This is a genomic window from Azospirillum sp. UENF 111221 (assembly GCF_058780625.1).
The window spans coordinates 365368-387604 of the sequence record NZ_JBSNCH010000002.1; the positions used below are offsets into that span (position 1 = coordinate 365368).

Consider the following 22237-nt stretch of genomic DNA (forward strand, 5'->3'; position numbering starts at 1 on the left):
GCTGTTGTCGGTTTTCATGACCGACCCCGCTGCGTTGCGCGACAAGGCGCTCGAAATCCACCGGCTGCTGTGCACCGTCTACGGCTGCCCGGTCGCCTATTTCCACAGCCTCGACCCGCTCAGCGAGCTGGTGTCGTCGCTGCTGTCGCACCGCACCCGCAATGCGGCCTCGGGCGCCGCCTTCAAGGCGCTGCGGCGGCGCTGGCCGGATTGGCAGTCGGTGCGCGACGCGCCGGTTGCCGAAGTGGAGGCGACCATCGCCGGCGTCACCTGGCCGGAGCAGAAGGCGCCGCGCATCCAGGCCATCCTGCGCCGCATCACCGAGCGGGTCGGCAGCCTGTCGCTCGACCTGTTGTCCGGCATGCCGGTGCCCGACGCCCGTGCGTGGCTGGAGGAGTTGCCGGGTGTCGGACCGAAGACCAGTGCCGCGGTGCTAAGCTTCTCCACTTTGCGGCAGGCCGCGTTGCCGGTGGACAGCCACCATCACCGCGTCGCCGTGCGCACCGGCCTGATCCCCGCCACTCTCGCCGTCGGCCCGTCCCACGCCGTGCTGTCGGCGCAACTGCCGGAGGGGTGGGACGCCCAGCAGGTCTATGACAACCATGAGGTCATGATGCTGCACGGCCAGCGCTGTTGCTATTATCAGGCACCGGCTTGCGACCGCTGCGTGCTGTTGCGGCTCTGCCCGACCGGACAGGCGCTCCGCCCGCCTGAGGAGGAGCGGGAGAGGGCGTGAAGCCATTCGTTTTGTGCATTGCAACACGCAGCCATTCCCAGAATGCAGGGCCCTTCACCGTCAGGCGAGCGCATATAGGATTGTGAGAGCGACGAAGACGCCGCTCCGATCTTCATAAGACGAGGCCTGAGGTGATTCACAAGATTTTGGACGCGATCGATGCCATCGTCGCGGAAAAACGGCAGAACGGCCAGCTTGAGGACTGGCTCAAGAGCGGAGCTGCACGCCGTTTCTGCGAGAAGATTTCGTCCGAGCGCAAGCACTATTACCCCGCTCTGCTTCTCTACTTGGAACGCAATGGCGGGCAGCACGTCTGACAGCATATGGGCAACGGGAACGGGCCGCGGCATTCCGCGGCCCGCCCGTTTTTGAGGGAGCCTATTCGGCCGCCAGCGGCGCCGGGATCATGCTGCCGGTCTGCTGGAAGCGGCTGTGCCAAGCGAAGGCTTCCTCCAGCAGGTGCGGGGTGTGGCCGCCGCGCTGAAGCGCCCGGCGGTGATAGTCGGCCGCCAGTTCGCGGTAGCTGGGATGGACGCAGTTGCGGATGATGGTCTCCGCCCGCTCGCGCGGCGCCAGACCGCGCAGGTCGGCCAGCCCGACCTCCGTCACCAGCACATCGACGTCATGCTCGTTGTGGTCGACATGGGTGACCATCGGCACGATGCTGGAGATGGCGCCGCCCTTGGCCAGCGACTTGGTGACGAAGATGGCGAGGTGGCTGTTGCGGGCGAAGTCGCCGGAGCCGCCGATGCCGTTCATCATCTGTGTGCCGTTGACGTGGGTGGAGTTGACGTTGCCGTGGATGTCGCACTCCAGCGCCGTGTTGATGCCGATGACGCCCAGGCGGCGGATCACCTCGGGATGGTTGGAGATCTCCTGCGGGCGCAGCAGCAGCCGGCCCTTGTAGGAGCCGATCTTCGGCAGCACCTCGGCGTACTTCCCGGCGCTGAGCGTGATCGAGGATCCGGACGCGAAATTCAACTTGCCGGCGTCGAACAGCTCGAAGGTGCTGTCCTGCAGCACTTCGCTGTACATGGTCAGATCGTGGAACGGCCCGTCGATCAGCCCGTGCAGCACCGCGTTGGCGATGGTGCCGATGCCGGCCTGGAGCGGCGCCAGCGACCGGCCGAGCCGGCCCTGTTTCACCTCGCGGCCGAAGAACTCGATCAGGTGGCCGGCGATGGCGTTGGTCTCGTCATCGGGCGGCAGGATGCTGGCGGAGCTGTCCTGCTTGCGCGTCACCACGATGGCGGCGATCTTCGACGGATCGATGGGTATGTAGGGCAGGCCGGCCCGGCTTTCCGCCGTCACCACCGGGATCGGTTCGCGGAAGGGGCGGCGCGTCGGGATATAGACGTCGTGCATCCCCTCCAGATCCAGCGGCTGGGTCAGGTTCAGCTCGATGATGATCTTTTCGGCCAGGATGGCGAAGGTCGCCGAATTGCCGATGGAGGTGGTCGGCACGATCCCGCCGGTGTCGGTGATGGCACAGGCCTCGATCACCGCGACATCGACCGGCCCCATCTGGCGCGAGCGCAGCAGTTCCACCGTTTCCGACAGATGCTGGTCGACGAACATCACCTCGCCGCGGTTGATCGCCTTGCGCAGCACCGGGTCGGCCTGGAAGGGCAGGCGGCGCGACAGCACCCCCGCCTCCGTCAGGATCCGGTCCACGTCGTTGCCCAGCGAGGCGCCGGTCATCAGCGTGATCTTCAGCTTCTCCGACGCGGCGCGCTCGGCCAGCGCCAGCGGCACCGCCTTGGCGTCGCCGGCACGGGTGAAGCCGCTCATGCCCACGGTCATGCCGTCCTTGATAAGGAAAGCGGCTTCCTCCGCCGGCACCACCTTGCCCCACAAGGATTTCAGGCGGATGCGATCTCGGTACATCGGGCGTTCCTTTTATGAGTGTTTTTTGTCGAATGACGAACGATACGTGCCTTGGTGTTCGTTTTTCTTATTTGAAAATACTCATAAGGACGGGCTGTCCGATACCGCAACCGTTCGTCCGGAATATCAGGTCACGGAGAAGTGAATGGGTGGGCGAATATCGCCATATCCGTTCGGAATGCGACCAGAGACTTCGTTCGATTGTATGGATATTTGCCGAAACACAGTTTCGCAAATCGGTATTTGGCAAGCATCGTCCGGCAACGGGGCGGTTGCCGGCGGAATGGTCGAGGGCGTACCATCGGTCTCTCGAACCGATTCCAGGAGTCCGCCGGCGTGGCGTCCCCGCATCGGCCGACCGTCAGCACCCGCAGTTACGACGGGCATGAACGGCGGCACGCGCATGACCATCACCAGATCGTGCTGCCCATCGCCGGCACCCTCGACATGGAGGTCGGCGGCGCCTGCGGCCGGGTGGGAGACGGGCGCGGGGTGCTGGTGGCCGACGGCGTGCCGCACAGCTTCCGCAGCGGCGGCGCCAACCGCTTCGTCGTGCTGGATGTACCGGCCGCCGGGCTGGTGCCGGAGGCGGCGGTGCGCGCCTGCAATGCCTTCTTCGCCATCGACGGGGCGCTGGATGGTCTGGTGCGCTATCTCGCGGCGGAGGCGGCCGACCGTCCGCTCGACCCGGTGCTGGCCCATCACTCGGCGGGGCTGCTGCTGCGCGCCCTGGAGGCGCGCCAGCCGCCGCCCTCCGTATCGACAAGGGATCCCATCGACCGCGCCCTGGCCCTGATGGCGGAGCGCTGCGGCGAGCCGTTGACGGTGGCGGAGCTGGCCGAGGCGGCCGGTCTGGCGCCCAGCCGGTTCTATGAACGCTTCCGTGCCCGCACCGGCAGCACACCGGCCCGCCTGCTGGCCGAATTGCGGCTGGACCGGGCGGAGGCGCTGCTGCGGGATGGCCGCCTGGCGCTGGCGGAGGTGGCTTTGGCGGTCGGTTTCTCCGACCAGAGCGCCCTGACCCGCAGCCTGCGGCGGCGGCGCGGCACCACGCCGGGGGCGGTGCGGAAGGGCGTTTAAGTTCCGCGGGCCGCTTCGACGATCACCGCCGCCACCGCATCGGGGCGCGACAGGTGGGGGGCATGGCCGCTTTCGACCTCGACCGTCCGGGCGCCGATGCGCGACGCGGTGGCACGCAGGAAGTCCGGCGGCAGCATGCGGTCCTGGCTGGCGACGACATACCAGGCGGGCTTTGTCTTCCAGGCGGCGGCACCGACCTTGCTGGCGAAGCAGGCCGCCGCGACCGGCCCCTGGGTGGCGGCCAGCAGGGCGACCTCCTCCGCCGGCAGATCCTGGGCGAAGTTGCGGGCCATGCCCTCCGGCGTCAGGGTCAGGAAGCGGCCTTTGTCCACCGACACGCCCGACAGGCCGGCCGACGGCGGGAAGGGCTTCAGCGTGTCGTTCGGCGATTGCCCGACGTCGGGAGCGAAGGCGGCGACATAGACGAGGGACTTCACCCGCTCCTGCTCGCCGATCTGGGTGATGACCGCCCCGCCCCAGGAATGGCCGACCAGCACCACCGGCCCCTTGGTCCGGTCGATGGCGCGCTGGACATGGGCGACATCGTCGTCGAGCGAAACCAGCGGGTTCTGCACCGCGACCGCCGCGAAGCCTTCCGCCTGCAAGCGGGCGATCACCCGGCCCCAGGAGGAACCGTCGGCGAAGGCGCCATGGACGAGGATGATGGTCGGATTGGAACTCATGGAAAGGCTCCCACAGGCGGTCGGACCCGCCAGTCAGAGCATGGCGAAAGCCGGACCGTCCAGAGGGGGCGTGGCGCTTTTCCTCAATGCGGAAAAGGGCTTGGCCGTTATTCCGCCGGCTGGCGGGCCGACCGCCGGCCGAAGGTGGCGACGCGGTAGACGTACCAGAGGGCGATCCCGGCGGCGACGATGTTGGACACAGGGTTCACCCAGTTGGCGATCTGCTGGTAGCGGTCCTCCAGCAGATAGCCGGCGCTCGCCAGGAAGGTCGTCCAGATCGCGGTGCCCAGCGTGGTGTAGAGCAGGAACGGCATCAGCGCCATGTTTGACACCCCGGCGGGGATGGAGATCAGCGTGCGCACCGCCGGGATCATCCGGCCGATCAGCACCGCCCGGCCGCCATGCTCGCGGAAATGGGCGGCGGCCTCGTCCACCTCCTCCGGTGCGATGGTCAGCCAGCGGCCATGGCGTGCCGCCCACTGTTTCAGCCGGCGGCTGCCGACCCAGCGGCCGATCCCATACCAGAACAGCGCCCCCAGCACCGCACCCACGGTGCCCGAAACGATGATCATCGGCAGGCCAAGGTCGCCCCTTGCGGCGGTGAAGCCGGCCAGCGGCAGGATCAGCTCCGATGGAATGGGGGGAAACAGGTTCTCCGCGAACATCAGCAGAGCGACGCCGAGATAGCCCGTCTGCTCCACCATACCGACAATCCAATCGAACACGGTCTTCTCCTCGCGCCTGCCGACCCGCCACCCACCGCCGGAGCAACACCGCGACGGGGGGATTGGTTGCATGGAAGGGCTCGCACCGGCCGCCGGCCCTGCTTATGTTTGCAGATGCAACGATTGGATGGACGGAGAAAGTGCCAATGGCGGCGATCAAGCTCGACCGGCATGAGAAGGGGATCCTGGCGGCCCTGCAGGAGAATGCCCGCCTGACCATGCAGGAACTGGGCGACACGGTCGGGCTGTCGGCCTCCCCCTGCTGGCGCCGGGTGCGGTCGATGGAGGAGATTGGCGTCATCCGCCGCTACACGGTGCAGCTCGACCCGCGCAAGCTGGGGCTCGGCGAATGCGTCTTCGCCCATGTCACGCTGGAGCGCCACAAGGAGAATGCGGTCGACCAGTTCGAGACCGCCATCGCCGGCATGCCGGAGGTGCTGGAATGTTTCGCGGTCACCGGCGACGCCGACTATCTGCTGCGCATCGTCGTGCCGACCACCGAGGATTACGGCCGCTTCCTCAGCGAGCGCATCTTCTCCATCCCCGCGGTGTCGCACGTCAAATCGAGCGTCACCCTGAAGGAGGTGAAGTTCGAGACCCGGCTGCCGCTGGACCATCTGGAGTGAGCAGCCAACTTTCTTGAACGGCATCAATGAAAAAGCCCCCGCTCCGGTGGAGCGGGGGCTTTTTCACATCACAACGACCGATGAGAGATCAGGCCATCTCGACGCGCTGAGCCTCGGGACCCTTGGCGCCCTGGCGGATGGTGACGCGGACCTGCGCACCGTCGTCCAGGCCGTTGATGCCCGACCGCTCCAGCGCACGGATGTGCACGAAGATGTCCTTGCCGCCGGTCGACGGGGCGATGAAGCCGAAGCCCTTCGACACGTTGAACCACTTCACCGTGCCGTCGACGACTTCGCCGCCGTCCGAATCGCCGTAGCTGTCGTAACCGCCGCGGCTGCCGCCGCCGTAGCTGTTGCCGCCGCCGTAGCCGCCGTCGTTGCCCCAGCTGTCACGCTCGCGCGGGGCGCGCGACGGACGGCTCGGAGCGGCGGTCGAGGTGTCGACCGCGTGGATGGTGGCGACCTGCGGGCCCTTCGGGCCGCGCGACAGGTCACAGGTGATGGTGGCGCCTTCGGGCAGGCTGTCGTGTCCGCAGAACTGCAGAACCGTGGAGTGCAGGAAAGCGTCGGGCGACCCATCGTCGGGGGTGACGAAGCCGAAGCCCTTGGTGGCGTTGAACCACTTGACGGTGGCGCGGATGTCGCGCTGGGTGATTTCAGGAGCGCGGAAGGAAGAGCGCTGCGGACGGTCGAACATCAGTTATCGTCTCATCTGTCGTGTTAAACCCCATCCCGGCAAAAACCAAAGAAGGGACACCCGGAACAGGGCAGGCGAAGGATGATCGGTTCCGACCCATAATTCAATCGGGATTGCGCATTTTCACCATCCGCGCACAACAAAAACTCCGCCGCCGCCTGACGGGCAGGCGGGGCGGGGCGCTTCGGCGGTTTTTTGTGCAGATGCAGCGTGACGATTCAGCCGCGACTCAAGAGCCGAACCGGTCAGGCGCCGTGGCACTTCTTGTATTTCTTGCCGCTGCCGCAGGGGCAGGGGTCGTTGCGGCCGACCTTGGGGCCGCTGCGCGGACGGGCGCCCAGCTGACCGTCCACATAGTACCAGCGGCCGTCCGTATGGGTGAAGCGGCTGGTCTCGTGGTGGGTCATCGGCTTGCCGTTCATGCTGAAACGGGCGACGAACTCGACGATCCCCTCGCTGTCGCCGGGCTGGCCGTCCTCGGTCGAACGGATCTCCACGCCGGTCCACACGCTGTTCTTGGCCCAGGTCTCGATCTCTTCACGGTTGAAGTCGTCGCGGGTGCTGGGCAGCAGCGTGTCGTGCAGATAGTCGATGTTGCCGGTGGCGAAGGCGGAATAGCGCGACCGCATCAGCGCCTCGGCCGTCGGGGCGGGCATGCCGGCCAGATAGGGTCCGCAGCAGGCGTCCAGCGGCTTGCCGGAACGGCAGGGGCATTCGGCGGCGGTCTGGGTCGTGTCGGTCATGGCCTGCTCTCGGGTGATGGCGGGGCGGGTGATGGATGCTGTCCGGCTTCGCGGGGCGCATCCATAGCGCAGCCGTGCGCCGCTTCTCAAGAGGCTGGTTGGCGCAAAAGGCCGCAATCTGCGGCACGATCGGCGGTGGCCTTGCGCGCGGACTCCGCCGCCGCTATCAAGCGGCCCCATTCCAACCGACGTTCAACTGCTGCCCGGAAGGCTGCCCGCTCCCATGCCTGCCAAAGCGCCCCGCAAAGCCGCCATCCCCCGGCAACGCCCGGACCTGTCGCTGGAGGCCGGCTTCGGTCCCGGACGCCGCGTCTGCGGCATCGACGAGGTCGGGCGCGGCCCGCTCTGCGGCCCGGTGGTCGCCGCCGCCGTGGTGCTGCCGCCCGAAGGGCTGCCGCCGGAGATCGCCGCCCTGATCGACGACAGCAAGGCGGTCAACCGGCGCCTGCGCGAGGAGATCGAACCGGCGATCCGCGCGCATGCGCTGGCCTTCGCCATCGCCGAGGCGTCGGCCGCCGAGATCGACGAACTCAACATCCACAAGGCGACGCTGCTGGCGATGAAGCGGGCCTATCTGGCGCTGCCCGGCCCGGCCCCCGACGCGGCGCTGATCGACGGCAAATTCACCCCCGACATCGCGTGCGAGCGGGTGGCGGTCGTCAAGGGCGACAGCCGCAGCCAGTCCATCGCCGCCGCCTCTATTCTCGCCAAAGTGGCGCGCGACAGCGAGATGTTGCGGTTGTCGGTCCAGTATCCACACTATGGATGGGACCGAAACGCCGGCTATCCGACACCGGAGCATCTGGACGCGCTGACCCGCCACGGTGTCACGCCGCATCACCGAGTCAGTTTTGCACCAGTGAAACGCCAAAGGGCACTGAGCGGCTGAGCCGTCGTCACTTGGCAAAGAAAGCTGTTGACGGCGACTCGGTCGAGAACTCATTGTCCGGCCGAGTCCCAGTTCTTTGCCGGTCGTGAAATGCTCCCTGAAAACCGTATCCTGGTCGGCGATTGCATCGCTCTCATGAACGATCTGCCGCCCGCTTCGGTCGATCTCATCTTCGCCGATCCGCCCTACAACTTGCAGTTGGGGGGTGAGTTGCTGCGGCCGAACCACACCCGCGTCGCCGGGGTGGATGACGAGTGGGACAAGTTCGACGATTTCGAGGCCTATGACCGCTTCACCCAGGACTGGATGGCGGCCGCCCGCCGCATCCTGAAGCCGGAAGGCTCGCTGTGGGTGATCGGCAGCTATCACAACATCTTCCGGGTCGGCGCCACGCTGCAGAATCTGGGATTCTGGATTCTGAACGACATCGTCTGGCGCAAGACCAATCCGATGCCGAACTTCCGGGGAACCCGTTTCGCCAACGCCCACGAGACGATGATCTGGGCGGCCCGCGACAAGGATGCGCGCTACCGCTTCAATTACGACGCGATGAAGAGCCTCAACGAGGATCTTCAGATGCGCAGCGACTGGCTGCTGCCGATCTGCAACGGCGGCGAACGGCTGCGCGACGAGGACGGCAAGAAGACCCACCCGACGCAGAAGCCAGAATCGCTGCTGTACCGGGTGATCCTGTCCTCGTCGCGTCCCGGCGACGTTGTGCTGGATCCCTTCTTCGGCACCGGCACCACCGGGGCCGTCGCCAAGCGGCTGGGCCGCAAGTGGATCGGGCTGGAGCGCGACGACACCTACGTCAAGGCGGCCCAGGCCCGCATCGACGCGGTGGAGGAGGCACCGGAGGCGGCGATCCTCGACACCCCGCCGAAGCGCGCCGCACCGCGCATTCCCTTCGGCTGGGTGGTGGAGCGCGGGCTGCTGCGCCCCGGCTCGACCCTGTTCGACCACCGCCGCCGCGTCGCCGCCCGCGTGCGCGCCGACGGCACACTGATCGGCTCCGGCCCGCGCGGCGACCATCGCGGCTCGATCCATCAGGTGGGGGCGGCGATGGCCGGCCTGCCGGCCTGCAACGGCTGGACCTTCTGGCATTACGAAGAGGGCGAGGATCTGCGCCCGATCGACGTGCTGCGCGAGCGCATCCGCTCGGAAATGCACTGAGTCCATCCCAGACCTGTCCGTCCGGCATAGGCGCTAGCGGGGACGGTTGCTTGGCAGCGGTGGCGTTGCCGTGTTAGGGCTGTCGGCCATGAACAAGCTCTTCGCCACCGTCACCGCCCCGGTGCCGCGTTCGGCCCCGGCGACGCTGTCCACCCGTTGTTTCGTGCGCGATCTGGTGATGGATGCGCTGATCGGCGTCTATGCCCACGAGCGGCTGAAGCCCCAGCGCATCCGCCTGAACCTTGACCTCGACGTGATCGCCCCCGGCGTTACCGGCGAGGACATGGCGACCATCGTCAAGGGCGTGGTCACCCAGGGCCACGTCACGCTGGTGGAAACGCTGGCCGAACGCATCGCCGAGCGCTGCCTCGCCGACGCGCGGGTGACGGTGGCCAAGGTCCGGGTGGAAAAGCTGGACGTGTTCCCCGACGCCGCCAGCGTCGGCGTCGAGATCGAGCGCGCCCGCGGATAAGGGCGCGCAAGCGTGAGGGCGGATTCAGCACTCACCGAACTCTGTCTTAACGCAAAATTTCTTATCGCCGCAACGGCACCGCCCGCTTGACCAGCCGGCGGTCCATGTCGGCTGCGGCTACCGTCGGCTCGCCAAGGCTGCGCATGACGAAGGCGAAGGTGTCCATCACCCGGTCCAGCACGATCTCGTTGTCGTCCGGGCGGCGGCTGACCGACACCACGGCATAGCCGGCGGCACGCGCCACCGCCGGTTCGCCGCGCAGGCCGCGCACCCCCCAACCGGCCAGCGCGTCCTTGCAGCGGAACAGTTCCGCGGCGAAACCGCCGGCGGACTGGGTGCGGCCGACCACATAGGCGGCGGCGACCGCCAGCGGCGCCAGCAGCCCGTCCCAGTCCAGGCAATCCTCCCGCCCGACCCACACCCCGCCGACCGAGCAGGCGGCGGCGCCGACCGCCTCGCCCAGCCCGGCGCGGAAGGCGCGCAGCGACTCCACCGCGTCGGCCGCCGGCATCGGCTCCACCCGGCGCCCCTCCGGCATCAGCATCAGCCGGCCCGCCCATTCCGACGAGGGCGGCAGCTGTTCGGTCAGGCGCGCGAGCAGCGCCTCGCGGGCGGCGGCGAAGGGGACGACCTCGGACATCGGGGCCTGCGGCAATGGTGGGGAGAGGAGGCGAGAAAAAGCCTGAGATGCTCCGGACTGTCAAGGGCGAGCCTGTGCGCCGGCAACCCATGGCTGCGGCGCGGCTGGAATGTCACAGGCGGAGGGCGCGGAAACCGCCTTTTTCCGGAAAAATGAAGAGCTTTGCATTTTTCCGCTTGCCAGCTTTCGCCAGCGGCCATATAAGGCGGGCCTCCGTTCCCGGTTAGCTCAGTTGGTAGAGCAGCGGACTGTTAATCCGCTTGTCGCTGGTTCGAGTCCAGCACCGGGAGCCATAGCGCGGGTGTAGCTCAGTTGGTTAGAGCGCCGGCCTGTCACGCCGGAGGCCGCGGGTTCAAGTCCCGTCACTCGCGCCATTCTCTCCTCCATCTCTCCAAAACGATGTAGCGGATGATGGCGACTGCCCCACAGGGCAGCTTCGCGCTATCATGCATTCTTCGCCGTGTTCACGATCTTCGCCGTGTTCACGATGCGGCCGATGGCGCCGGTTCCCTGTTGAACGGAGTCCGCGCGCCGCAACGGCCGTGCGCATCTCGGATCGAGAATTGCCGGGGAGGAACCGCTCATGCGTTTGTCTGACAAGGTCGCCGTCGTCACCGGCGGGGGATCGGGCTTCGGCGAGGGCATCGCCCGACGCTTCGCCGCCGAAGGGGCCCGCGTCATCGTCGCCGACCTGGACGAGGCCGCCGCCGGCCGCGTCGCCGACAGCCTGGGAGAGACCGCACTCGCCGTCCGCGCCGACGTCGCGGTCGGGGAGGATTACGAGGCCATCGTCTCGGCGGCGCTGGGCGAGTTCGGGCGGCTCGACATCCTGGTCAACAATGCCGGCTACACCCACCGCTACGGCTCGATGCTGGACGTGGACGAGGCCACCTTCGACCGCATCTATGCCGTCAACGTGAAGTCGATCTACCACAGCGCCATCCACGCCGTGCCGGTGTTCCGCGCCCATGGCGGCGGCGTGATCCTGAACATCGCCTCGACCGCCGGGCTGCGGCCACGGCCGAACCTGACCTGGTACAACGGCTCCAAGGGGGCGGTCATCACGCTCACCAAATCGATGGCGGCGGAACTGGCGGCCGACAATGTGCGCGTCTGCGCCATCGCACCGGTGGCGGGCGAGACCGGCATGCTCCACCGCTTCATGGGCCAGGACACGCCCGAACGCCGCGAGCAGTTCCGCAGCAGCATCCCGCTGGGACGTCTGTCCACCCCGGCCGACATCGCCAACGCGGCGCTGTATCTCTGCTCCGACGAGGGGAACTTCCTGACCGGTGTGTGCCTGGAGGTCGATGGCGGGCGGTGTATCTGAGGCTCCTAACCCTCTGCCGCCTTCGGCGGGAGAGGGGCCTCCTCTGGTTCCGCACTCACCCCCCTCTCCCGCATCGCGGGGGAGGGTTGGGGAGGGAGCGCGGTGGCTGGCTCCGCAGTCTCCGGCGACAGCCCGGCCACTTCCGCCTCGTCCTTAACAACCGCCTCGTCCTCCTCCCGTTTCTCGTCGGGCAGCACCGCGTTCAGCAGGCGGGCGATGTCGTCGGTGGGGCGCAGGGCGCCATAGCCCGGCGCGTTGTAGTCCCAGTCATATTCGGCGAAGCCGCGGAAGCCGGCGATGACCGGGTCGCTCGTCCAGGCCCGTCGTAGGGCTTCACGCCGCAAATCCGCCGGCACCTCGCGGCGAAGAAAGCCGGTGTAGTCGCTGCCTGCGTCAAGGCTGTCCAGCGCAGGCAGGTCCGCCACCTCCTCGCCGGTCTCTCCAGGCGACGGTTCAGGCGGCACGGCCTCGGGCAGCAGGGCTTCCTGCGGCGGTGCCGCCGGCTCCTCGACCTGAACCTCGCGCTTCAGCCGCGACCAGCGGCCGAGGAAACCTTCCTCCCCGTGCTCAGCCATGCGGCGGCAATCCGGGCTTGCGGTGCCGCGCCAGGGCTTCCGGGTCGGCACGGTCGCGCTTGCGCTTGTGGAAAGGGCGCTCGACGAAGTGGCGGGCGACGAAGCCGTCCATCCACAGCACCAGCGGGATCGGCAGCGGCAGCGCCTCGATCACGTCGTCGCCGGCTTCGGCGTGGGCATCGATCTCGCCGGGGTCGGCGGTGACCGCCAGCAACTGCATCCCCGGTGCCGGACCGCCCGGCCGCAGGATGACGTAGGCACTGGGGGTGCCGCCGTCGAGGTTGTGCTTGTAGTTCTCCGCCTCGGTCGGGAACAGGGCGATCTCGGCGGTGCCGGCGTAATGGCGTGTCCAGTCGGGTCCTTCGGCCAGCACGCTCCAGTCGGGCAGGGTGGGGTCGGCCGGGACCAGCATCACCGGCTGCCAGCGCGCCTCGATCCACGGATTGTCGACGCGCCGTCGCTCCACCACCACGCCGACGCTGCGCCGTTCGGCGCGGTCCTGGAGCGAGGCGGGAGCGGTGACGTTGGCGGAAGCGGCGGCAGTGGAGGAGGGGGCGGCGGAGGACGGGAACTCGCTGGGCATTGTCGGTGTTCCTGATGGGCTGGGACCGGACGGCCTGAAAGCCGGACTCTGTCCCCGGTACAACGCGCGGCCGGCCATTTGGTGCCGTTGCGCATTGGACTCCAACGGCTTTCCCCGAAAGGCCCGCCGGCCGATTCTCCAATGGAAGGATGCGCCATGCGCAAATTCGCCGCCGCCCTGCTGCTGTCGGGGCTCCTGTCCGGCCTGCCGCTGGTCGGTGCCGCCGCACAGCAGGCGGATCAGCCGCAGAGCCAGCAGCCGGCCGCCGCTCCGGTCGAGTCCGGATCGAAGGAGTCTGCCGGCGACGCGCTCGCCCGCGACGGCAAGGTTCAGCAGAGCCAGGATCCGCACCCGACCGCTCAGGGCACCAAGCCGCCGAACCCGTCCAGCTCCGCCGCCACGGGCAGCCAGGAGTTGCAGCAGGCGCTCGCCGACGTGCGCCGGGCGCCGCCTGACCTCAACGGCAACCCGGTGCCGCGCCCGAACCAATGGGCGAGCGAACCGGACCAGCCGAACGAGCCGACCCGGTCGCAGAACCCCTCCGACCTGACCAGTCAGGAAGTGAAGTAAAGGACGCTCAGCCGGAGACCCGGCGGCTGCGGACGCGGATCAGTCCGCTGCCCTCGGGGTCGGCGCGGTCGGGCTTCAGCATCGCCTCCAGCAGCCGGGCGTCGCTGGTCCAGTAGGGGACGTACCAGGCGCGGTCGGGGTCCATTACCAGCGCGCGCTTGTTCGCCGCGTCATAGGCGCCGAGCGGTGCGATGTGGCCAAGGCCGATGTCGCCGGTCAGGGTGCCCTGGTCGAAGGCCAGCAGGATGATGTCGTCGGCGCTGCGCTCATTGTCCGACAGGATGCGGCGCAGCTCCGCCAGCGTGGCGGGCGAGGTGTCGCGCGGGCGCCAGACCTCCACCTCGGCGTCGATGCCGTAGGCGCTCAGGCTGCGGCGGACATAGGTGATCAGCTCGCCGAAGGAGATGCCCTCGCCATCGTCGGCGGTGGCGTCGCGCCAATGATCGTCGTCCAGCCGGTCGAGCAGCTGCTTGGCGGTGACCAGCCGTTCCGACGCCAGCCCGGGCAACCCGCGCAGCGCGTTCAGCATCATGGTCACGCTCGCCACCGAGCAGGAGGCGCCGGTCGTCTGCGGCACGTAATAGGGGCTGAGCGCCCAGTAATCCGGTGCGGGCGTGGTGCGGACGAAATCGACCGAGCGGGTGATCGGCACGGCGTCCGGGCCGAATTTGGGCTTCTTGTCGTCCTGTTGGGCCGAGGCCGGCCCTGCCGCACAGGCAGCCCACAGCAGCAGGCAGGCCCCCAGGGTCATCGCCACGGCTCCTGCGGTCCGTCCTGCCGTCCACGTCGCTTGCGTCATCGGAAACTGTCTCGGTCCGTCCGGTCTGGAATGGGAATGCACCCCGATCGGTACAGCTTGGGCCTGTCCGCAGCGGAGCGCGGTCTGGATATGGTGCGCTGCGGCGCGAACGCCAAGCCGGGGGCAAGGCTGCGCCGATTGCGCTTGTGCCGGGCGCCTGTGGTCTTTTCTGAAGGGATTTCCGAAACGCATGTGGGCGAAGCCTCCGTCGCTCGACCTCGAGCAAAACAGGCTCCGCCCACCGCCGGGGCCGGCACGTCGAGGGCGTACCCCCGATGCGCCGGCCCCCTATGACCGGCTTCAGGATCGGGCGATCAGACGCCGTCCCAGAAATGCTCCAGGCCCACCGCGGCGACGCCGTCGACGCCCATCTTGGCCCAGGCGAGGTCGTGGATACCCATCGCGAAGGCGGGCGAGGTCGGCAGCAGCGAATAGTCGCCCCAATAGGCGTTGGCGAACATCGGCTTGCCGATCACGTCGTGATCGCCGTACTTCGGCACGTTGAAGACAAGGTTGTTGTCGATGACGAAGTCGTTGGCGCTCAGCAGCTCGATGTAGTCGTCCAGCGGCAGGGTCCCCATCACCACGTTCTTGGTGATCGTGTTGTTGTGCGGGTCGCCGGCCGTGCCGTGCACCGGCTGCCATTCGATGCGGATGAAGTCTTCCTTGTTGCTGGCGATGACCGAGAAGTTGTTGGTCACCACGTTGTTGTCGCCGCCATGGATCTGCACCGAAGCCCAGTCGGCGTCCTTGATGAAGTTGTCCTTGACGGTGATGCCGCCGGCCATGTCGTCCAGATAGATGCCGAAGCCCTTCTGGCCGAACATCCAAGTGTCCTGGTTGCTGGTGGCGAGGCCATTGGCATGCTCGATCCGGTTGCCCTGGATGATCATGCCGGTGTCGGCGCTGGACCGGCCAAGGATCTCGATGGCGCCCCCGTCGGCGGTCTCCAGCCCGGTGTAGGAGATGTTGTTGTACTGGATGATGTTGTTGTGGTTCACCGTGTTGGTGGTGCCGCCGTAATCCTTGAACGAGATGCCGTAGCGGGCGCTGTGGTCGATGTCGTTGTTGGAGATCAGGTTGTTGTCCACGCCGGTGCCGATGATGCCGGACACCGCCTTGCGCACTTCGCCGATGTTGCTGATGCTGTTGCCGTAGATGCTGTTGCCGTTGCTGCGGCCGTCCATCTCGATGCCGTTTTCGGCCAGATGGTTCAGCGTGTTGTGGGCGATGTCGTTGTTGGACGAGGCGGCGGTCAGCTTGATCGCGGTGCCGACGTTCAGGAAGCTGTTGTCGCTGATGTGGTTGCCGCTCGACTTCGTCAGCAGCAGGGCGTCGCCGCCGGTGGTGGTGTTCTTGAAGGTCAGCCCGTCGATGGTGACGTTGCTGGCGCCGTTCAGCTTGATCAGCGTGTCCAGCCGCGGCACCTCGACGCCGCTGGAGACGAAGCCGGAGCTGGCGGCCTTGTAGAGCAGCTTGCCGTCCGACGTCCGCCAGGCGAACTCGCCGGCCTGATCGACATAGGCGGCATTGTTCAGCAGCTTGTAGGTGGTGCCTTCCGCGAAGGGCAGGGAGGCGCCGTTCTTCAGCGTGATGGTGCGGGTGGAGGCGTTGAAGCTGGCGATGGTGCCCAGCGTGTCGCCCAGCCGCTCGGCATCCATGATCTGGATGAGCGTGCCCGGCTGGATGTCGGCGGCGGTCACGTCGGTGCCGTGCGAGCGGATCGACCAGCCGCTGGGCCCGCCCGAGGCGGCGTCGGCGAAGTGCCAGCCGCTGGTGACGTCGGCGGCGTCGTAGGCGAACTTCTCGGCCAGATGCTGGCGGACGTCGCCGACGATCAGGTCGAGGTTGCTGGCGGTGCCGAGCTTGGCCGAATAGAGGCCGTTGCCCTCGCTGGTGAAGCTTTTCACCACCTCGCCGCCGCTCAGCACCGGCTTTTCGCCGGGATAGTTCTGGAAGCTGTGGCCGTTGTCGAGCGAGGTCAGCTCCAGCGTCTTGGTCAGGTGATAGGTGCCCTCGCGGACATAGGTGGTGTCGATGGCCGGGTTGGCCCGCATGGCGGCCTGCGCCTTCTCCAGGCTGGCGAAGGGACCGTCGGTGCCGTCGGCGTTGGGGGCGGACAGCTTGCCGGACCAGGTGTCCTTGCCGTTGGCGGCGACGTAGAAGGCGGGCTTGGTCGGGGCGGTCGGCACCGGCGTCTGGGTGGCGGGGGTGTTGCTGAACAGGTCGGCCCCGGCCTTGACGTTCAGGGCGCCGCCCCAGTAGAGGCCTTCCTGGCCCTTGACCACGTCCTTGCCGTCGACGACACCCTTGTCATAGGTGACGATGCTGTCGGTGGCGGCGACGGTGTTGCCGTTGATGACGACCGACTTGACGAACAGGTTGCGGTCGACGCCGTTCACGGTCGCATCGTTGTCGTACCAGACCTGGACCGTGTGGGCCTTGGTCGGGTCGACGTTGGCGGTGAACTTGTAGCCGGTGGTGGTCGCCGCGGCCTTGGCGTCGCCGATCACCTGCCCGTCGACCAGCAGCTTGAAATGCGCGGCCTGCCCGCCGGCCGAGGTGCCGTAGGCGTTGACGACGATGTCCACCGCCTTGCTCGGCGGCGGCGGGGGCGGCGGGACATAGGCGCCGCCGAAATACTCCTCCGGCACGCCGAAGGTGAGGGCGCCGCCCCAATAGAGGCCTTCCTGGCCGGCGACGACGAACTTGCCGTCGACCGCCCCCTTGTCGTAGGAGGCCATGTCGGAGGTCGAGGCGATGGTCTTGCCGTCGATGTTGATCGACTTGACGAACAGGTTGCGGTCGACGCCGTTCACCGTGGCGTCGTTGTCGTACCAGATCTGGATCTTGTGGGCTTCGTTCGGGTCCACCTTGGCGGTGAAGGTGTAGTCGGTGGGCGAGGTGGCGCTGACCCAGGCATCGCCGACCACCTGATCGTCGACCAGCAGCTTGAAATGCGGGGCCTGACCGGCGGCGCTGGCGCCATAGGCGCTGACCTTGATCGTCGTGGTCATGGTGGCGGCCGTTTCGGCGTCCGGCACAGCGGCGGACGGGAACAGGGTGGCGGGCAGCGGCACGTTCAGCGCGCCCGGCCAATACATCTCGGTCTGGCCGGCGATGACGTTCAGCCCGTCGATCTTGCCGGTGTCGTACTTGACCGAGGGATCGATCGACAGGATGGTCTTGCCGTTCACCTCGAACGACTTGACGAACAGGTTGCGGTCCTCGCCGTTAACCGTATCGTCGTTGTCGTAGATCAGCTGCAGCGCATGCGCCTTGTCGGCCGGCACGGTCGCGGTGAAGACGTAGCGGGATTGGGTGGCGGAGGAAACGGTGGCCTCACCGATGCTCTTGCCATCCAGAAGCAGTTGAAAATGCGGCCATTTTCCGCCGGCTGCCGCGCCCCAGGCATTGACCGCAAAGGTGACCTGGATCGTGCCGTCGGTGTTGGTGGTAGCCATTTTGGAACTCCGCTTTATGGGTATCGCTTCGTTCCAAAGGCTCGTCTGTTAGCCTTAATCGGGTACTAACACTTATGGTTAGGAAATTATGAATGAGGGCGTTTCCCGTGGCATGAATGAGACAAAAAGCGGACGATTGTTTTTTATGAGAATCAGAGAAAAATGAAACTCAGGCCACCTTGGCTGTCTGGCAGAAATTGATCGGCAATTTTTGCCCGGTTACCTGGGACTCGACCGCCTCTATTTGATGGAAGCCTTATCAATGAATGCGGTTTATCGTTTTTGAGCGTTCCGACTTGCGAACCCCGGTTGCATGCGTTGTCAGGATATCGCGCTGAAAGAATGGAACCGGACACCCTGTTTCCGCGTCTAGCTTGAGCCACCATGTGGCGCATCGGCAGGGGGGCGGACGGCATGGACGGTGGACTGGGCGGCAATGGGGAGGGCAGGGCCGCCGATGGTGGACGCATCGACCGCGTCAAGCTGGCGCTCTGGCTGCTGGGCATCATTGCCGGGGCAGCGTCGCTGTGGGTGTTGCAGGCAGCATCCTCCATCCTGATCCCGCTGGTGTCGGCCTTTTTCGTCGCCGTTGCGGTGGCCCCGGTCGCCCGCTGGGTGTGCGACCGCGTGCCGCGCCGACTGTCCTGGCTGGGGCTGGCCGCATCGATGCTGCTGATCCTGGCCATCCTCGCCGCTTTCTTCGGTTCGATGGCCCTGGTGGCGCAGCGGGTGGCCGAGGATTTCCCGCACTATGCCGACGCGCTGGGAAAGCTGTGGGCCAAGGTGAACGGCTGGCTCCAGGGCGCCAAGGCCGACCTGACGGCCCAGGCAGGACAAGGGGCGGCGCAAGGGACCGGGCAGGGCGGTGAGGTGCCGGTCGATCCGATCACCGGCTTCGCCAAGGCCGCCCTGTCCTCTGCCGGACAGACGGTGTCGATCCTGGTGATGACCGTCTTCCTGTCTCTGCTGATGCAGTTGGAGGCACCGGTCTGGCGCGAGAAGATCGTCATGACGCTCGGCCGTGAGCGCTGCCGCATGGCGGTGGAGGCTGTAACCGCCATCGCCCAGCAGTTCCGCCGCTATCTGGTGGTCAGCAGCGTGCTGGGGCTGATCACCGGCGCGCTCTATATCGGCTGGCTGTCGCTGTTCGGGGTGGATCTGGTTCTGCTTTGGGGCTTTCTCGCCTTTCTGCTGAACTATGTGCCGGTGGTGGGATCGGTGGTGGCCGGCGCCTTGCCCGTGCTTCTGGTATTGGCGACACAAGATGCCGGCACGGCGATGGCGGTCGCCGGCGGTCTGCTGGTGATTGAACAGGTGATGGGCAACTTCGTGGCTCCCCATATGCAGGGCAAGCAGCTGGCCATCTCGCCCCTGGTGGTGATGATCGCGCTTCTGCTGTGGAGCTGGCTGTGGGGAGCGGCCGGCGCGCTGCTGGCCGCTCCGATGGCGGTGCTGATCGCCATCACCCTGAACCACGCCGACGCCCTGCGTCCCTTCGCCATCTTCATGAGCGACAAGAGCGACCGCGAGCGCTTCGACGCCCATACCCATCCAGAGTGAGGGAGGGGCAACCTTTCGTGAGGACAGAAAAACACATAAGCGGAATTATGGAAATATTTGTCTCGAACCCGCTGTTCCAGACGCATGAAAGCTGCCCGGCCTTGCGACCGGGCAGCGTTCGGAACCCTGCCTGTGTAATTGGCTGAGGATCAGGCCGCGTTCTCGCTCAGCACGCCGCGGCGGATCTGGTCGAGTTCGATGGATTCGAACAGCGCCTTGAAGTTGCCCTCGCCGAAGCCCTCGTTGCCGATGCGCTGGATGATCTCGAAGAAGATCGGGCCGATGACGGTCTTGGTGAAGATCTGCAACAGCAGGCCCTGGCCCTCGGTCGGCGCACCGTCGACCAGGATGCGGTTGGCCTGGAGGCGCTTCAGATCCTGGTTGTGGCCCGGCACACGGGTATCGACGCACTCGTAATAGGTGTCGGGCGTGTCCTGGAACGGGGTGCCCATGCCGCGCATCGTCTCCACGGTGCGGACGATGTCGTTGGTGCCGAGCGCCACATGCTGGATGCCTTCACCCTTGTAGTCGCGCAGATACTCGACGATCTGCGACTTGGTGTCGGCGGACTCGTTGATCGGGATGCGGATCTTGCCGCAGGGGCTGGTCATCGCCTTCGACCGCAGTCCGGTCAGCTTGCCCTCGATGTCGAAGTAGCGGACCTCGCGGAAGCCGAACAGGCGGGTGTAGAACTCGGCCCATTCCTCCATCCGCCCGGTGTGGACGTTGTGGGTCAGATGGTCGATGTAGGTCAGGCCGGCGCCCTGGGGATGCTGGTCCACCCCCGGCAGCGGCACGAAATCGACCTCATAGATGCTGCCGCGGTCGGCATAGCGGTCGACGAGATAGATCAGCGAATCGCCGATGCCCTTGATGGCGGGAATGTTCAGTTCCATCGCACCGACGCGGGTCTCGACACCCCAGGCGCCAAGCTCCAGCGCGCGGCGGTAGGCGAAGGCAGCGTCGCCGACGCGGAAGGCGATGGCGCAGATCGACGGGCCGTGCTGGGCGGCGAAGTTGCGCGGGAAGCCCGACGGCTCGGCATTGACGATGAAGTTCACGTCGCCCTGGCGGTAGAGCGTGACGTCCTTCGACCGGTGGCGGGCGATTGCCGTGAAGCCCAGCTGCTCGAACAGGCGGCCCAGCGCCACGGTGTCCGGCGCCGTGAATTCGATGAACTCGAATCCGTCGGTCTTCATCGGGTTTTCCCACATGTCGGCCATGATCGCCCCTCCCTTGGATTGTCCTGCGATCAGTATGCCGGACCATCCGTGGAAAGAGCTTTCAAAGTGAGGCGGGCATACCTATGATTTTGGCAGGACTTTCCGGCATACTGCCCGACATCGGAGATTCTTGCCGTTGCCCGCTGCGCTATCGGAAATCGACATCAAAATCCTGATCGCCTTGCAGGAGGATTCGCGCCTGACCGTGCAGGAGCTTGCCGACCGGGTCGGCACCTCGCCCTCGTCCTGCTGGCGCCGCCTGAAGTCGCTGGAGGAAACCGGGGTGATCCGCCGCTACACGGCGCTGGTCGATCCGAAGGCGGCGTCGGTCGGCGAATGCGTCTTCGCCCATGTGACGTTGGACCGCCATTCCGCCGAGACCGCCGCCATCTTCATCGACGCGGTGCGCAAGCGGCCGGAGGTTCTGGAATGCTATGCGGTGTCGGGCGACGCCGACTATCTGCTGCGGGTCGCGGTGCGGGCCATCGCCGACTACAACCGCTTTCTGGAGGAGTTCGTCTTCCAGTTGCCCTTCCAGGTCCGCATCCGCTCCAACTTCGCTCTGAAGGAAATCAAGTTCGAGACGGCGCTGCCGCTGGGAGGCGGGGCGTAAAGCCGCCCCTGGCTTCTCCCCTACCCCGCCACGCGGCGCTTGGCCGGCACGGCTGCGGCTGCGGCGGCCGGGTGCGGGCCGGCGATGCGGTCGAGCAGCAGGTCCAGGCCGCTGCGGCTGGTCTCGAAGGCGACGCGCGCACGGGTCAGCGTCTGTGCCGAGGCGGAGGCGAGCGCCTCGCGGTCGTCGGCCCAGGCCGACAGGATCGGGACGGCCGCCTTCACGAAGTCGGCGTTCTGCGGCACCAGCCCATCGGCCGGAATGTCGGAGCCGATGCAACCGCGCTCATAGGCCAGCACCGGCACGCCGGCGGCCATCGCCTCGAACAGCACCAGCGGCTGCGCCTCGTTGCGGTAGCGGGTCGGGAAGACGAAGACGTCGATGTCGCGGTAGAAGGCCTCCTTGGCCTCGCCATGGACCGGGCCGTGATACTCCACCGACCCGTCGAAGGCCATCACCCCGGCGGCGATCATCGCATTGTCCTTCGGCTTCAGTCCCGGACCGGCCAGCACAAGCCTGGCGTCCACCCCCTCGAGCTGGAGGGCGCGCAGCAGGGCGAACAGCGTGTCCAGCCCCTTCTCGCTGCACAGGTTCGACAGATGGCCGATGCGCAGGGGACCGTCGCGCCGCGGACGCGGAATGGCGCCGGGAACCGAGAAGATGGCGTTCGACATGGTCATGCAGGTGCGCGCCGCCGGATAGATCGACTGGAAGCGCATCTGCATCGCCGGGCACAGCAGCACATGGGTGCAATCGGTGCCGGCGACGCGGGTCAGCAGCCGCATCCGCCAGGTCGGCTTGGAGATGGTGGCGAAGGAGTGATGATGCAGCACCCGCTCGTAACCGAACAGCCGGGCGGTCCCGGCGAGCGCCGCGGTGTAGAGCGCGCCCCAGCCGGAATCCACCGGCATGTAGAAACGGCGGTCGGGCTTCCGCAGCCCGGCGGCGAGCCGGCCCATGGTGCCGAACACCCGCGTCATCTTGCGCAGATGGTAGACGGCGCCGCCGCCGTTCCAGCCGGGCGACAGGTCGGCGACCTCCACGCGGCCGCGCCCCCGCATGCGGTCCTGCAGACGCTCCAGCACCAGGGCCGTCACCCGGCTCATCCCATCCACCGGCGGCGGCAGGCGCCCGGAGACGACCACATGGGTGCGCGCGTTCCGTTCCAT

23 protein-coding genes and 2 tRNA genes are annotated in these 22237 nt (G+C 67.0%); 13 read left to right on the plus strand and 12 right to left on the minus strand.

Annotated elements, in window-relative coordinates:
* Positions 1-16 precede the first annotated feature (16 nt).
* Both ACWPN3_RS06255 and ACWPN3_RS06260 read left to right on the plus strand, forming a co-directional pair.
* The gene (locus ACWPN3_RS06255; protein ID WP_492243936.1) at positions 17-736 is read left to right on the plus strand and encodes an endonuclease III domain-containing protein; all 720 of its coding nucleotides are present in this window, start codon (positions 17-19) and stop codon (positions 734-736) included.
* 131 nt (positions 737-867) lie between these two features.
* Entirely contained in the window at positions 868-1053 is a 186-nt protein-coding gene (locus tag ACWPN3_RS06260) for a hypothetical protein (RefSeq protein ID WP_109152762.1), read from the plus strand.
* A 61-nt stretch (positions 1054-1114) separates the two neighbouring features.
* Here the strand turns inward: ACWPN3_RS06260 and scpC are convergent, their stop codons facing one another.
* On the minus strand, positions 1115-2623 hold the full coding sequence (gene scpC, locus ACWPN3_RS06265; RefSeq protein ID WP_492243935.1) for a succinyl-CoA:acetate CoA-transferase ScpC: 1509 nt from the start codon (positions 2621-2623) through the stop codon (positions 1115-1117).
* Between the two features lie 336 nt (positions 2624-2959).
* On the opposite strand from scpC, the gene ACWPN3_RS06270 reads away from it, so the two are divergent.
* Positions 2960-3703, plus strand: coding sequence for a helix-turn-helix domain-containing protein (locus tag ACWPN3_RS06270; protein WP_492243934.1), 744 nt, complete (start codon positions 2960-2962; stop codon positions 3701-3703).
* Here the strand turns inward: ACWPN3_RS06270 and ACWPN3_RS06275 are convergent.
* Entirely contained in the window at positions 3700-4386 is a 687-nt protein-coding gene (locus tag ACWPN3_RS06275) for an alpha/beta fold hydrolase (protein WP_492243933.1), read from the minus strand. The two genes, ACWPN3_RS06270 and ACWPN3_RS06275, sit on opposite strands and share 4 nt — an antisense overlap.
* Positions 4387-4493: 107 nt before the next feature.
* Entirely contained in the window at positions 4494-5111 is a 618-nt protein-coding gene (locus ACWPN3_RS06280; protein WP_492243932.1) for a DedA family protein, read from the minus strand.
* A gap of 146 nt (positions 5112-5257) precedes the next feature.
* Here ACWPN3_RS06280 and ACWPN3_RS06285 point away from each other — a divergent pair, with 146 nt between their 5' ends.
* Positions 5258-5737: an Lrp/AsnC family transcriptional regulator gene (locus ACWPN3_RS06285; RefSeq protein ID WP_109048989.1), complete on the plus strand. Its 480-nt coding sequence runs from the start codon at positions 5258-5260 to the stop codon at positions 5735-5737.
* Positions 5738-5825: 88 nt separating this feature from the next.
* On the opposite strand, the gene ACWPN3_RS06290 is transcribed toward ACWPN3_RS06285, so the two are convergent.
* Both ACWPN3_RS06290 and ACWPN3_RS06295 read right to left on the minus strand, forming a co-directional pair.
* The gene (locus ACWPN3_RS06290) at positions 5826-6434 is read right to left on the minus strand and encodes a cold-shock protein (RefSeq protein WP_109096490.1); all 609 of its coding nucleotides are present in this window, start codon (positions 6432-6434) and stop codon (positions 5826-5828) included.
* A 245-nt stretch (positions 6435-6679) separates the two neighbouring features.
* Positions 6680-7177 carry a YchJ family protein gene (locus tag ACWPN3_RS06295; protein ID WP_109096491.1) on the minus strand — a complete coding sequence of 166 codons (498 nt, stop codon included), beginning with the start codon at positions 7175-7177 and terminating at the stop codon, positions 6680-6682.
* 223 nt (positions 7178-7400) lie between these two features.
* Between ACWPN3_RS06295 and rnhB the strand changes: the two genes are divergently transcribed.
* From rnhB to ACWPN3_RS06310, 3 genes are all read left to right on the plus strand, one after another.
* Positions 7401-8066: a ribonuclease HII gene (rnhB, locus tag ACWPN3_RS06300; RefSeq protein WP_492243931.1), complete on the plus strand. Its 666-nt coding sequence runs from the start codon at positions 7401-7403 to the stop codon at positions 8064-8066.
* Between the two features lie 90 nt (positions 8067-8156).
* Positions 8157-9239: a site-specific DNA-methyltransferase gene (locus ACWPN3_RS06305; RefSeq protein ID WP_098736160.1), complete on the plus strand. Its 1083-nt coding sequence runs from the start codon at positions 8157-8159 to the stop codon at positions 9237-9239.
* 88 nt (positions 9240-9327) lie between these two features.
* Positions 9328-9711, plus strand: coding sequence for a dihydroneopterin aldolase (locus ACWPN3_RS06310; RefSeq protein WP_109048991.1), 384 nt, complete (start codon positions 9328-9330; stop codon positions 9709-9711).
* A 61-nt stretch (positions 9712-9772) separates the two neighbouring features.
* On the opposite strand, the gene ACWPN3_RS06315 is transcribed toward ACWPN3_RS06310, so the two are convergent.
* Entirely contained in the window at positions 9773-10351 is a 579-nt protein-coding gene (locus ACWPN3_RS06315) for a hypothetical protein (RefSeq protein ID WP_098736158.1), read from the minus strand.
* Positions 10352-10568: 217 nt separating this feature from the next.
* Between ACWPN3_RS06315 and ACWPN3_RS06320 the strand changes: the two genes are divergently transcribed.
* From ACWPN3_RS06320 to ACWPN3_RS06330, 3 genes are all read left to right on the plus strand, one after another.
* Positions 10569-10644 (plus strand) — tRNA-Asn (locus ACWPN3_RS06320).
* A 4-nt stretch (positions 10645-10648) separates the two neighbouring features.
* A tRNA-Asp gene (locus tag ACWPN3_RS06325) sits at positions 10649-10725 on the plus strand.
* Positions 10726-10934: 209 nt separating this feature from the next.
* On the plus strand, positions 10935-11681 hold the full coding sequence (locus tag ACWPN3_RS06330; RefSeq protein WP_109447270.1) for a glucose 1-dehydrogenase: 747 nt from the start codon (positions 10935-10937) through the stop codon (positions 11679-11681).
* A 5-nt stretch (positions 11682-11686) separates the two neighbouring features.
* Here the strand turns inward: ACWPN3_RS06330 and ACWPN3_RS06335 are convergent, their stop codons facing one another.
* Positions 11687-12256 (minus strand): DUF3306 domain-containing protein, encoded by a 570-nt coding sequence (locus ACWPN3_RS06335; protein ID WP_492243930.1) that lies wholly within the window; start codon positions 12254-12256, stop codon positions 11687-11689.
* Entirely contained in the window at positions 12249-12839 is a 591-nt protein-coding gene (locus ACWPN3_RS06340) for a DUF3305 domain-containing protein (protein WP_492243929.1), read from the minus strand. The genes ACWPN3_RS06335 and ACWPN3_RS06340 overlap by 8 nt, the downstream gene beginning before the upstream one ends.
* A gap of 156 nt (positions 12840-12995) precedes the next feature.
* Between ACWPN3_RS06340 and ACWPN3_RS06345 the strand changes: the two genes are divergently transcribed.
* Positions 12996-13409: a hypothetical protein gene (locus tag ACWPN3_RS06345; RefSeq protein WP_492243928.1), complete on the plus strand. Its 414-nt coding sequence runs from the start codon at positions 12996-12998 to the stop codon at positions 13407-13409.
* A 7-nt stretch (positions 13410-13416) separates the two neighbouring features.
* On the opposite strand, the gene ACWPN3_RS06350 is transcribed toward ACWPN3_RS06345, so the two are convergent.
* On the minus strand, positions 13417-14208 hold the full coding sequence (locus ACWPN3_RS06350; RefSeq protein ID WP_492243927.1) for a phytochelatin synthase family protein: 792 nt from the start codon (positions 14206-14208) through the stop codon (positions 13417-13419).
* A gap of 314 nt (positions 14209-14522) precedes the next feature.
* Positions 14523-17672: a carbohydrate-binding domain-containing protein gene (locus ACWPN3_RS06355; protein WP_492261181.1), complete on the minus strand. Its 3150-nt coding sequence runs from the start codon at positions 17670-17672 to the stop codon at positions 14523-14525.
* A 414-nt stretch (positions 17673-18086) separates the two neighbouring features.
* Here ACWPN3_RS06355 and ACWPN3_RS06360 point away from each other — a divergent pair, with 414 nt between their 5' ends.
* On the plus strand, positions 18087-19232 hold the full coding sequence (locus tag ACWPN3_RS06360) for an AI-2E family transporter (RefSeq protein ID WP_492243925.1): 1146 nt from the start codon (positions 18087-18089) through the stop codon (positions 19230-19232).
* 149 nt (positions 19233-19381) lie between these two features.
* Here ACWPN3_RS06360 and hppD read toward each other — a convergent pair whose 3' ends face one another.
* The gene (gene hppD / locus ACWPN3_RS06365; RefSeq protein ID WP_492243924.1) at positions 19382-20455 is read right to left on the minus strand and encodes a 4-hydroxyphenylpyruvate dioxygenase; all 1074 of its coding nucleotides are present in this window, start codon (positions 20453-20455) and stop codon (positions 19382-19384) included.
* Between the two features lie 136 nt (positions 20456-20591).
* On the opposite strand from hppD, the gene ACWPN3_RS06370 reads away from it, so the two are divergent.
* Positions 20592-21068: an Lrp/AsnC family transcriptional regulator gene (locus ACWPN3_RS06370; RefSeq protein WP_109447286.1), complete on the plus strand. Its 477-nt coding sequence runs from the start codon at positions 20592-20594 to the stop codon at positions 21066-21068.
* Positions 21069-21088: 20 nt separating this feature from the next.
* On the opposite strand, the gene ACWPN3_RS06375 is transcribed toward ACWPN3_RS06370, so the two are convergent.
* A complete protein-coding gene (locus ACWPN3_RS06375) occupies positions 21089-22237 on the minus strand; it encodes a glycosyltransferase family 4 protein (protein ID WP_109447288.1) in 1149 nt (382 codons plus the stop codon).